Source organism: Terriglobus sp. RCC_193 (assembly GCF_041355105.1).
In the GTDB taxonomy this organism is placed as follows: Bacteria; Acidobacteriota; Terriglobia; order Terriglobales; family Acidobacteriaceae; genus Terriglobus.
In genome coordinates this window covers 953263-965626 of record NZ_JBFUPK010000002.1, presented here as the reverse complement: position 1 = coordinate 965626, position 12364 = coordinate 953263, and the positions used below count along the sequence as shown (strand labels likewise).

The window sequence follows — 12364 nt, the reverse complement described above, 5'->3', positions numbered from 1 at the left end:
TAGTCACCAACAGCAATAAGGCACCTTATTGGCGCGTACTTACCTTGAGGTAACGAATGGAATCGATCGACTGGGAAGAGGCGAATGCCGCGTGCGAAGCTCTCACCGAAGAGCAGGATGTGTTTGTCCGCGAGATCATCAGCCACATTGCTGAGAAATGGACGCTGTGGACGATGTCCGTGCTCGCAGAAGCGGGTGGACCTATGCGCTTCTCTCGCCTGATGGAGGCGGTGGAGGGGATCAGCCAGAAGTCGCTAACCAAGACGCTGCGCCAACTGGAGCGAAGTGGCTTCGTTACTCGAGAAGTGTTTGCGGAGGTGCCTCCCCGCGTGGAGTACCGCATTACATCTCTGGGTGAAGGCTTGCTGACGCAGTTGCATCCTGTGTGGCAATGGACAGTGACCAACATTGCGCAGTTTGAAAACGCACGGCAGTGCTATACCGGCGACACTCGCGAAAATCCGTGGACACGACCAAACGAGCCGATCTCACGACACGACTAGCCTGAGCTACTCCTTGGTCAGATCAATTGCGAGAGGAATTTCGCGGTCCTGCTTGCGATCGAATTTGCTCATCTCCTGCGTTTTGGAGCGATGGCCACGGAAGTTGGCCCAGATGCGGTAGTCGGCGTCGGACCGGAGGTTACGGAAGCGATAGGTTCCGCGTTCGTCCGTGACGTAGCTCTGGATGACGAGCGTGTCTTCCGCCTCAATCTGCACGACAGCGCCCCGTAGAGGTTCTCTTCCTCCGTCGGTAACGGAGCCGCTGACACTGCGCAGTGGATTGCGAGTGATGATCTGCGCACGGATGCTGGCCGAAGCCGCCAGGAATGCGGCGAAGACAATCGCAGACAGGATGACACAGCGCATGAGCCTGCGACGGGCAACGGGTTGAAAGGCCATGCAGCGACACCTCGGCACCGGAACGTTGACTTAAAGGTATCGCGGCGATGCGGCAGCGGCGAAGGCAGTCTTGCTCCTGCAAGTGTGACGCGATTTGAGGGGTGATGGAAACGTCCATCATGCGCCGAACCGTCCTCAGCAACAAAAGTTTTTAGGAGGGAGGGTGCTCGTCACAGATTTTTTTGTGGTCGAGGTCGCCCTTTTTGGCACCGGAAAGGCGCTTGTATGCACCAGAAGAGGTGCAGGGTGCGATGAACGACACCTCCTGTAAATTCATGGACTCGCTCCGGCTATCCCCGTTCCCCTATAATCGTCTTTCAGTCATACGGAATTGCGGGCCGTGCGAAAGGGAGCCGCGGGTCGACGTGTGTATCCGAGTTTCATGGGCAGTGAGGGTGTTGTTATCAAAACCGTAGAACAGGGCGTGGCAAACGTCCCAGAGCATCAGCCAAGACAAGAGCGGTTCTCCTCACTTCATCGTTTGATCGGAGTTAGTCGCGCCATCGGCAGCCGCGGAACCACCGGGCTGGCAGCCGCCGCAGTATTACTTTGCGGCACCGCGACGACAGGAATCGCCAAAGCACAGGCAGCGCCCGCTCCTGCCGCATCTGCAGGCACGGGAGAAGTTCTGTGCGCACCGCAGGTGATCGGCAATCGGCGCTATCCGAAGGAATCCATCATTGCGCGTCTCTTCTCGCGTCAGGGTTCTCAGTATGACCCGGCGACTGTGGAGCGCGACTTCAACTCGCTGTGGAACTCAGGCTTCTTTGAGTCCGTTCAGATTGAAAAGGCCGAAGGCAATGGCTGCACGCAGCTCATTGTCTATGTGCGCGAAAAGCCCACCATCGGCGAGATCAATTACAAGGGCCTGAACGCGGTCACCGTCTCCGACGTGCTGGAACGCGACAAGAAGGCCAAGGTCGGCGTCTCTGTCGAAAGCCAGTACGACCCCACCAAGATCAAGCGCAAGGAAGTTGTCCTGAAGCAGTTGCTGGCCGAGCACGGCCACCAGTTTGCCACCGTGCGCACGGAAGTTAAGACGATTCCGCCGGCGCGTGTTGCGGTCACCTTCGTTGTGAAGGAAGGCCCCACGGTGAAGGTGGGCAAGATCGGCTTCAAGGGGAACGAACGCATCAACAGCCGCACCCTGCGCGCGGCGATGAAAAACTCCAAGCCCATCGGCATTCCGCACTCCATCATCCTGGAAGACCTGTTCGCGCGCACGTTTGACGCGACCAAGCTGGATGAGGACGTGGAACGCGTCCGCATGGTCTACCGCGAGCGCGGCTACTTTAAGGTGCAGCCGGGCGAACCGCTGACCAAGGTGCGCGACAGTGGCGGGTTCAATATTTTTACGATGCGTCCGACGCACGGCAAGCGCATTGACATTGAAGTTCCGCTGGAAGAGGGCTCCCGCTACAAGCTGGAAGCCATCAAGTTCACCGGCTATGACAAGACCGTTGTAAACACCAATGCGCTGCGTGCGCAGTTTGCGGAGAAGGACGGCGACTACTTCAACGCCACCATCTTCGGCAAGGGTCTGGAAAATCTGCGTAAGGCGTATGGCTCGCTTGGCTTCATCAACATGGCTGCCGTTCCCACGCCGACGTTCGATGAGCAGAAGAAGACCATTACGCTGACCATCGACATTGATGCCGGCAAGCGCTTCTATGTGTCGCGCATTGAGTTCAGCGGCAACACCATTACGCGTGACCGCGTGATCCGCCGCGAACTGATGCTGGAAGAAGGTCAGCAGTACAACAACCAGGCATGGGAAAACTCCATTCTGCGCCTGAACCAGCTGAACTACTTTGAAACGCTGAAGGCCGACCAGGACAGCGAAACCCGCACCAACAACGACGAAGGCACCGTTGACCTGCTGCTGAAGCTGAAGGAGAAGGGCAAGAACTCCATCGGCCTGAACGGCGGTCTGTCCGGCCTGAGCGGTTCGTTCATCGGTTTGAACTACGAGACGAATAACTTCCTGGGCCTGGGCGAGACGCTGTCCGTTGTAGCGAACATTGGTGATCTGTCGCGCAACCTGACTTTCGGCTTTACGGAGCCGTACCTGCGCAACAAGCCCATCTCACTCGGCTTCCAAGTGTTTGCGCAGAAGTACGATTACAACCCGGCCAAGAGCTATGCTGCGGCCGGTGCGAGCCAGAACCTGAGCAACGCACAGCAGTCACTGCTGACGAACTACAACCAGTCCAGCACTGGCCTGACGCTGTCGGCATCCACGCCGCTGCGCCATGTGTTCAAGCATGCGGTTGGTATTACGCGTGTGGGTGTGTCCTATGCGCTGTCGCGGTCGAACATCACGACCTTCAACGAGAACACCCGCAACGTGTTTGAAACGCTGAATTTCCGAAGCGGTCTGCAGACGTCGAATGCGCTGGGCGGCATCATCTCGTCGATCATTACGCCTTCATTCACGTACTCGTCGGTGGATCGCGCTGCGGGACCACACTCGGGTCGCGACTTCAACCTGGCAATCCAGGTAGCGGGCGCGGGCGGCAACGTGAAGTACTTCTCGCCTGTTGCGTCGTTCCGTCAGTTCTACCCGATGAAGGGTCTGCGGATTAACCGCGAAGGCCACAACGTGCTGGGTATGCGTGCACAGCTGGCGCATGCGGAAGGCTTTGGCGGCCAGGTGGCTCCGCCGTTCAACCGTATCTACGGTGGCGGCGAAAGCGATATCCGCGGCTTCGATATCCGTTCCGCAACGCCTTACGTCTTCATCCCGACGCGTGTGCAGTTCAACCTGACGAACCCGGACGGCTCAACGGTTCCACGTGACCCGTCGAACAACACGCTGGGCAATGCGCAGATTCCACTGCCGATCTACCGCCTGGTAACGGTGGGTGGCGATACGTCGTTCACGGGCAACCTGGAATACCGTATCCCGATCGTGTCGCAGGTGACGTTCGCGCTCTTCACGGACTTCAACCTGACGTTTAACGCGTTGCCGAGCCAGTTGCAGCAGAGCGTTCTGGGCGCGGCTTCGCTATCCAGCCCGCTGTATGGCTGCAGCGACTTCGTCAATGGCGCCTGCACCGGCGGCAAGCAGTTGAGCTTCCCCACGCGTCTGCAGACAGCGCCGGGAACGAACTTTGTACCGCGTATGTCAAACGGTGTGGAGTTCCAGGTGGTGCTGCCGATCGTGAATGCGCCGTTCCGCCTGTTCTACGCGTATAACCCGCTGCGCCTGTACGAGACGCTGCCGCAGAAGCTGGCTACGGATTCCGCCACCTTCGCGAGCTTCTTCCCGAACAGTGCAGCCGGTCGCTACACCTACGCACAGGCACTGCAGTTCTACGGTGCGGACTACATCCTGCGCGAACCGCGTAAGACACTCCGCCTGAGCGTCAGCACAACGTTCTAAATAACAGACAAGGACAACGAAAGGGGGATGCGATGATCGCATCCCCCTTCTTGCTTTACCCAGAGTCATTCCCCCGAGCCTTTTGAACCCTGACGAGGTTGTCAAAATGCTGTGTTATCGTGCTCCTCGTTTTCCGGAAAGAGTCTTTCGTATGTCGCTGAAATCTGCGTAACCGGTGCGGCTCTACTCTTTGCCGTCGCGGAAATTGGTAAAGAGTGTGTTCAATGCTTCCGATTTCGTGGGGTGCGCGAAGATGCCTTCACGCAACGCCGTGTAAGGCAGGCCGCCCATCATGGCGATCTGCAACTGCGCCGCTACTTCGCCCCCATCCACGCCAAGCACCGTTGCGCCGAGAATCTGCTTTGTCTGCGGATCGACGAGCGCCTTTATCATGCCGCGCGGCTCGTCCATTTCGTTTGCGCGCGCCATCCACTTCATGGGGATCGCCGCCACGCGCACTTCTCTGCCCTGCTTCTTCGCATCGTTTTCGTTCAGGCCGAAACGCGCAAGCTCCGGGTCCGTGAACATGCAATAGGTCAGCAAACGATCTTTGATGGAAGCGTTGCCACCTTCCAGAAGATTGGTGCGCAGGATGCGGAAGTCGTCGTACGAGATGTGCGTGAAGGCAGGGCCGCCTTTGACGTCGCCCAGGGCCCAGATGTTTTTCGCGGACGTTTCCAGGCGGTCGTTTATTTCAATGTGGCCGGACTTGTTCTGCTTCACTCCAACGCGATCCAGATGCAGCGGTTCCACATTGGGCGTGCGTCCGGTGGCGACGAGCAGATGCGTTCCCTGCAACGTAACTGGGCCGTCCGACGTGACCAGTTCGAGCGTGATGTTGCCCGCCGAGCCAAGTGCGCGCGTGACCGCGGAACAGGTGAGAATGCGAAGCCCATCTTCGGTAAGGATGTCGCGCAGGCATTTGGCAATGTCATCGTCTTCATGTTGCGCGATGCGTTCGCCACGTTCGATCACCGTGACCTTTGAACCGAAGCGCAGGTACATCTGCGCAAACTCCAATGCGATGTAGCCCGCGCCCAGCACCAGCAGATGTTGCGGCACTTCCTTCAACTCAAGCATGGAGGTGCTGTCGAGGATGGGCAGGCTGGTGAGGCCTTCCACGTTGTCCGGGATGTGTGGGCGCTCGCCGGTGTTGAGGAAGACGCGGCTGGCCGTGATGGTTTCCGCATCGCTTTCGTTCAGAACCACGTCGATGCGATACGTGCCATCGCCGGGCTGCCGTTCCGCGAACGATGCCTGGCCCATGAGCAGCGTGCTGTTTTCGCTGGTGGAGAGAGACTTTGCGATGTTGTTGCGCGATGCCATCAACACCTTCTGCTTGCGCTCGTAAATCTTTGCAGGATCGATGGTGATGTTGCCGGTGTGAACACCGAAGTCCGCACCACGACGCGCGAGATAGGCCACGCGCGCGGAGGCATCGACGGTCTTGGAAGGCGTGCAGCCGTCGTTGACGCAGGTGCCGCCGGGATAGCGGCGCTCAATGACAACGGTCTTCCAGCCGTGCTTCGCGGTGGCCTTCGCGAGAGGGTTGCCGCCCTGCCCGGAGCCGATGATCACCGCATCAAAATGCCGCTCTGCCATGTGTGGAGTCTCCCGCATGTTTGGATGCAGGATATGCGCATTGATGTTCGCGGCAACGGCTGAGCGCGAGTTTTTGGCGATACGCTCGGTTCTTCACACGCGTCGTTCTTGTATCGGAGTGAAGCTCCAGGCGCGAAGCGCGCCTCCTTCTATCGGAGAGAAGCTCCTACGCGCAAAGCGCGTCATCCTGAACGAAGCAAAGCGAAGCTGAAGGACCTGCTTTCTTGTCCCTCACTACGATTTCGCCCGGAAGCGACCCTGCGCGATTGCAGGGTGCTTCCCGGAGGCATTGCAGTGAGCACTAAAGAATGCAGGTCCTTCGGCTTCGCTCAGGATGACGACCTTCGGGCGTATGAGCTTCGTCGGCACAATGACGCCCCTTACGGGTCGTATGAGCTTCGCTGATTCAGAGCTTCGTTGGTCTTGCAGCGAGCTAGCTTGCGAAGGCTGCTTCCGGCTCTGCCACCGCCGCGGGCTGACGCAGCCAGCCATAGAGCGGGAAGTTCTCTGCCATTTCGCTCACCTTGCCGTGAAGCTGCGCGAGTTTCGCGTCGTCGCTGCGGTTTTCGAGAGCTTCGCCGATCCATTTGGCGATCTGACGCATCTCCGCTTCCTTCATCCCACGCGTAGTGAGCGCTGGCGTTCCGAAGCGAACACCGGAGGGCTTGAGCGGCGGGTTGGTGTCGTAGGGGATGGCGTTCTTGTTGACGGTGATGCCGGCCTTGCCCAACGCGGCCTCAGCCTCAGAACCCAGAATGCCCTTGGCGAACACATCGACCAGCAGCAGGTGCGTGTCCGTACCACCTGAGATGATGCGGTAGCCTTCTGCGGCCAGTGCCTCTGCGAGAGCCTTGGCGTTGGCAACGGTCTGTGTGGCGTAGGTCTTGAACTCCGGCTGCAGAGCTTCCTTGAACGCGACGGCCTTGGCCGCGATGATGTGCATCAGCGGTCCACCCTGCTGACCCGGGAAGACAGAACGGTCAAGCGCCTGTGCAAACTCCTGCTTGCACAGCACCATGCCTGCACGGGGTCCACGCAGTGTTTTGTGCGTGGTGGTGGTGACCATGTGCGCGTGCGGCACGGGCGAGGGGTGCACGCCACCCGCAACCAGACCGGCGAAGTGCGCCATGTCGATCATCAGGTATGCGCCTACGGCATCGGCAATGGCGCGCATACGCTCAAAATCCCATTGACGCGGGTATGCCGAACCACCGCCCACGATGACCTTGGGCTGCTCCTTCCTGGCGAGCGCTTCCAGCTCGTCGTAATCGACCGTTTCCGTATCCTTGCGTACCTGGTAGCCCACAATGCGATAGAGCTTGCCGCTGAAGTTCAGCTTGTGGCCGTGGGTCAGGTGGCCGCCGTGCGCCAGGTCGAGGCCGAGGACGGTGTCGCCGGGATTGATCAGCGTCATGTACGCAGCAGCGTTTGCCTGCGAACCGGAGTGCGGCTGCACGTTGGCATGTTCCGCGCCGAAGATCTGCTTCGCGCGATCGCGGGCGATGTTCTCCACCACATCCGCGTTTTCGCATCCGCCGTAGTAACGCTTGCCGGGATAGCCTTCAGCGTACTTATTGGTGAAGACCGTTCCGGCGGTCTCCAGCACGGCGCGCGAGACAAAGTTCTCCGACGCGATCATCTCCAGGCCGTCGTGCTGACGCGTCGCCTCCAGGGCAATCTGTTCTGCAATCTGGGGATCGGACAGGGCGAGAGGGGCCTCAAAATCGATAGGCATCGGGGAAACATCCTTTCAGGCAAGTAGCGCGGGAAGGCGCAGCACCTCCTATTATTTCATCCCTTTGAACTTAGGCATCCCAGGACGTGATTGGGCCGCCAGATCACCCAAAAGTGTTATGCGTGTACCGCCTTAGTGGAATCACAGATTGATATCAAATGGGTAAACGTAAATACATGAGAAAGGGCACATGAGAGGCCTTTTCCAGAATTGAGATTCTCCCAATGCACGGTATTCTAGTTGCAGTTGTTTTCCTTGGAATGCTCGCACTACCCTGCTTGATCGCGATGCGTCACAGCGATCGGGAACAGGAACTGAACTAAAAACTTCATTTCGCTTCAGGAACTGATTTTTTTATCCACCCGTTCCAATCAGAACGGGATGTCTGCGCAACCTCAAAATCAAAACAAGCTCCAACCGATCGAAATCGTACAGAGAGCAGAGGCCGCCCAATGACACTTCTAATACTTGCCAGCATGGCGCTAGGCGCCGTGATATTTCCTTGCGTGGTTGCATTCGTCTGCATGCCGCAGGACGACGGCCGCCGCCTGTAACCTTATTCGAACTTGAAGTACATCACACAGAATCCGGGTCTGCGATCCGCTATGCGCGAATCAGCCGGCCCTGCTTCAAACGGAAGCGTTCCCCACGCCACAACACATCTTCACCGGCGTAGCTCCAGGCCCAAAATAACAGGCCAAAGCAGTCACGCAGCGGTAGCAGCCACAGGTCGCGGAAGATCTGTCCGTCGCGCAGGATGCCTGCGCCCATGGACAGAGCCACGGCGACACGTGCCAGCAACACCAGCGAAAGCAGGGTGAAGCTGGGCAAAGCGAAGCCGCTGGCGATGACATTTGCCAGCGCCCAGGGCAATGCGTAACTGAGACAGAGGCCCAGGTAGCCGAGCCTGCGGGCATCGCGGACGCCGCGCGACCAGCGCAGTTGGTGGTCCCAGAAGTCGCGGAAGGTGTACTGCGGCACCGCGGTGCTGACCACCTCAGGCGACAGCACCACGCGCAGGCCTGCCTTGTGGACGCGCACGCCCAGTTCGTAGTCGTCCGCCAGCATGTCCAGCAGGGGTTCGAAGCCGCCGATGCGATCCAGAGTCTCTCGACGAAGCGCCAACGTGCTGCCAAGGCCGAAGCGTACGCCGCGATCCAGCAGGCGCGCCGTAAGTACACCGGGCAGGAAATCCGTGCTGATACCCAACGATTCCAACCGCGCCCACAGCGTCGGCTTGTTTGCCGTGCGTCCGAGGTATGGCGCGGTCACCATGCCTGTGTTTGGCTGCGAAAGATCGGCAATAACGCGGACAAGATAGTCGCGCGAAACGACGATGTCCGCATCGTTGATGATGAGCACTTCACCCAGCGCGTGTGGCACCATCTGCAGCAGCGTACTGACCTTGCCATTGGCGCCGAGCCGCTGGCCGCAGGGAACGGTGCGGATAATCGCCTGCGGATAGGCGGCGCGGAGCTTCTCTACTTCGGCCAGAACATCCGCATCGTCCGGATCGGACAGGCCCAGCAGGAGTTCGTAACGGCCGCCATAGTTTTGCGTGCAGTGACTGGCGAACGCGTCGTAGCGACCGGGATCCCATCCTTTGACGGGCTTCAGGATGCTGACGGTGGGCAGCGATGCCGGCGGCGCGGAGACGGGTTCGCGGCGAAACGACCGTGCCGCGAGAAGGGCGATCATGAGGAACGCGAGGCCGGCCAGCGTAAGCAGCGTGGTGACAAGGGTAATAGCTTCTGCAACAGTCACCTCTCCAGTGTATCCAGTGGCGCGGATGGACGACTGCGCGTGATTGGAAGGTGCTGAATACGGCAATCGAATTATCTCCGCGAAACCGTAACGCTGAAGGCAGCGAAGGATGACCTGCCGATTGCACCGTGGAGCTACTGCGTTGGAACAATGCTGAGACGAAGGTCGTTGGCACCGTAAAGGATTCGCTTCTGTGTCATTTTTCAGGGCTTCTGGAAAGTTAGTTTCCCCCAGCGCTGTAGAGAGGGAAAGGAAAGCAGGTCCTTCGACTTCACTTCGTTTCGCTCAGGATGACGGCCTTCAGCCGTGCGAGCTTCGCGTGCGAAGCTGGTTTGGGCTTGTGGCAAAAAGGGTTTGAATGGATCGCAGCAGGTGGATGCGTTGGGATTCTTCGCTGCGCTCAGAATGACGGCACAATCGAACGCACTGCGCTACTCGTAGCGCAGTGCCTCAATTGGGTTCAGATTCGCGGCCTTCCATGCGGGGTAAATGCCGAAGACGAGTCCGATGGCGATGGAAACAGTGAACGCCGCGATGACCCATGCGCTGGAGAGCACTGACGGCAACACCACACCCATGCCAAGCGCCATGAGCGATCCCAGCGTAATGCCGATCAATCCACCGACGGCGCACAGCACCATCGCCTCCAGCGTGAATTGCAGCAGGATGGTTCGCTTTGTGGCGCCAATGGCTTTGCGCACGCCGATCTCTCGCGTTCGTTCCGTTACCGAAACCAGCATGATGTTCATTACGCCGACGCCGCCCACCATCAGGCCCACGCTGGAGAGAGCAAACATCAGCAGGAACAGACCGTCCGTAAGCTGCGCCCACAAACGCGAAAGCGAATCTGATCCGAAGATGACAAAGTTGTCGTCCTTATCGACGGTGACTTTGCGACGGATGCGGAGCCGTTCGCGAATCTCTTCTTCCACCAGCGCGCGATACTTCGCGTCGTCATACTTCACCGTGATCCAGTAATCCAGAATCTCCGGGTGCAGATTGTGGAAGGTGGTGAGCGGCATGAAGAGATAACTGTCGTTGGGATTCTTGCCCGGCGTAATGCCCTTGAAAGCTTCGAGCGTTCCGATGACCGTAGCGGTCATGCCGGGTGTAGTGATCTCTTTACCAATGGGGTTTTCGTTGGGGAACAGATCTTCTGCGGTGTCGTGCCCCAGCAGCACCACTTTGGCAGCACGCTCCTGCTCGTCCTGCGAGAAGAAGCGGCCGCGATCAATGTGCCAGTCATTCACCTCAGGCGAGGTGAAGTTTTCTCCTGCCAGGCCAACGCTGTCCTGCTTGCGGTCGCCTGCCCTGACCGAAACCATGCCGCCACCGCCGCCGAAGTTGAAATCGGAATAGCGCAGGCCTGCGTTGGCCGCCACAACATGCGGCAGTTTTTGCAGGCTCATCATGTCTTCATACGTAAGCTGCTTGCGGGCCAGTTCTTCCAGCGTGGGACGTTTGCCGAAGACCTCAAAGCGGAAGACGAACAGCGTGTTCGATCCAAGCTGCGAGATGATGCCGTTCACCTGGCCGTTGAGCCCGTTGATGACGGATGACATGATGATGACGGTGAGCACACCGATGACGATGCCAAGTACGGTGAGGCCGCTGCGCAGTTTGTTGGCACGCAGTTGATCCAGTGAAATGACGATGGTCTCTTTGACGTCTGCAAGTGTCATGACTTAGTCCGCCCTCAGAGCCGTGATGGGATCCAGCATGGCCGCCTTGCGCGCGGGATACACGCCGAAGAAGATGCCAACGCTGGTGCTGACGAGCAGGCCCACGACGACGCTCCACCACGCGACGCTCATGGGGAATCCCGCGACCGAAGAGATGGCAAATCCGACGACCACCCCCGTTAACACGCCGAGGATGCCGCCCGCTGTGGCCATGAGTCCGCTCTCAATGACAAACTGCAACAGCACATCGCGGCGCTTGGCTCCCAGAGCTTTGCGTATGCCAATCTCACGCGTACGTTCCGTCACGCTGACGAGCATGATGTTCATAATGACGATGCCACCAACGATCAGCGAGATCGCAGCAACAGGAATTGCAATGGCGCCGAAGAGCGAGGTGACCGTGTGTACCAGGGAAAGGAACGAGTTGTTCAACTCCAGCGAGAAACTGTCCTCTTCGCCAAGACGGTCGTGACGGATGGAGCGCATCAACGTACGCACTTCTTCCGCTGTCTCTTCCAGCACGGGGCCGGACCCGGGACCCTTCACGTAAATCGTGTTGCTGTAATGCGAGCTGTAAATGCGCTGCATGGTGGTGATGGGCAGGATGACGTAATTGTCCTGGCTGGCGCCCAGCGTCTTTCCCTGCTTTTCACCCAGGCCGATGATGGTGTACGGCATGCCATCGACCGTGATGACCTTTCCGATGGGATCTTCGCCCTTGAGAAGGTTCTCCTGGATGTCGCTGCCGACTACGGCAACAGGCGTGGCACGCTCATCCTCCACGGAGGTGAAGATGCGGCCTTCCACAATGTTGATGTTGTTGATGTCCGGCATGTTCGGCGTCCATCCACGAATGGAGACGCTGGTGCTGGTCTCATTGGCGAACTTCACCGAGTTCGAGTTGGTCGAATACGCCGCGCCCACTTCCTTGCAGTGCTGGCAGTTGTCGTGAATGTAACGATAGTCGTCCAGCGAGATATTGCGGCGACGGTTGTACTTCTGAAACTCAGCGTAGCTGGTGATCAATGCAGGCTGCTTGCCCAGCGTGAACACGTCAGAACCGTAGGTGTTCAGCTTTTGATCGACATAGGCGTTTGCGCCGTTCACCAGCGTGACCACGGTGATAACAGCAGCCACGCCAATGACCACGCCAAACAGCGTGAGCACCGTGCGCAGCTTGTTTACCCATAACGATTGCAGCGCCAGTTTCAGCGCCTCAGACCAATGCATGTTTCACCCGTCCCTTCAGGGTACTCCCGTTGCGGCTGCCCCGGGCGATGCAACTTTCCTGAGG

Annotated in this window: 8 protein-coding genes; 2 read left to right on the top strand and 6 right to left on the bottom strand. The window is 58.7% G+C overall.

Translation table 11 applies throughout. From position 1 onward, the window contains the following. Positions 1-56: 56 nt before the first annotated feature. Positions 57-503, top strand: coding sequence for a winged helix-turn-helix transcriptional regulator (locus AB6729_RS12835; protein WP_371082016.1), 447 nt, complete (start codon positions 57-59; stop codon positions 501-503). Between the two features lie 6 nt (positions 504-509). Here AB6729_RS12835 and AB6729_RS12830 read toward each other — a convergent pair whose 3' ends face one another. Further along, positions 510-902 carry a carboxypeptidase-like regulatory domain-containing protein gene (locus tag AB6729_RS12830; RefSeq protein ID WP_371082015.1) on the bottom strand — a complete coding sequence of 131 codons (393 nt, stop codon included), beginning with the start codon at positions 900-902 and terminating at the stop codon, positions 510-512. A 382-nt stretch (positions 903-1284) separates the two neighbouring features. On the opposite strand from AB6729_RS12830, the gene bamA reads away from it, so the two are divergent. Next, the gene (gene bamA, locus AB6729_RS12825; protein WP_371082621.1) at positions 1285-4287 is read left to right on the top strand and encodes an outer membrane protein assembly factor BamA; all 3003 of its coding nucleotides are present in this window, start codon (positions 1285-1287) and stop codon (positions 4285-4287) included. 183 nt (positions 4288-4470) lie between these two features. Here bamA and AB6729_RS12820 read toward each other — a convergent pair whose 3' ends face one another. The 5 genes from AB6729_RS12820 to AB6729_RS12800 form a co-directional block, all read right to left on the bottom strand. Next, positions 4471-5889, bottom strand: coding sequence for a mercuric reductase (locus tag AB6729_RS12820; RefSeq protein WP_371082014.1), 1419 nt, complete (start codon positions 5887-5889; stop codon positions 4471-4473). Positions 5890-6322: 433 nt separating this feature from the next. After that, a complete protein-coding gene (glyA, locus tag AB6729_RS12815; protein ID WP_371082013.1) occupies positions 6323-7624 on the bottom strand; it encodes a serine hydroxymethyltransferase in 1302 nt (433 codons plus the stop codon). 603 nt (positions 7625-8227) lie between these two features. After that, a complete protein-coding gene (hpnI, locus tag AB6729_RS12810) occupies positions 8228-9454 on the bottom strand; it encodes a bacteriohopanetetrol glucosamine biosynthesis glycosyltransferase HpnI (RefSeq protein WP_371082012.1) in 1227 nt (408 codons plus the stop codon). 365 nt (positions 9455-9819) lie between these two features. Beyond that, entirely contained in the window at positions 9820-11070 is a 1251-nt protein-coding gene (locus AB6729_RS12805; protein ID WP_371082011.1) for an ABC transporter permease, read from the bottom strand. 3 nt (positions 11071-11073) lie between these two features. Further along, on the bottom strand, positions 11074-12300 hold the full coding sequence (locus tag AB6729_RS12800) for an ABC transporter permease (RefSeq protein WP_371082010.1): 1227 nt from the start codon (positions 12298-12300) through the stop codon (positions 11074-11076). Between the last annotated feature and the right edge of the window lie 64 nt (positions 12301-12364).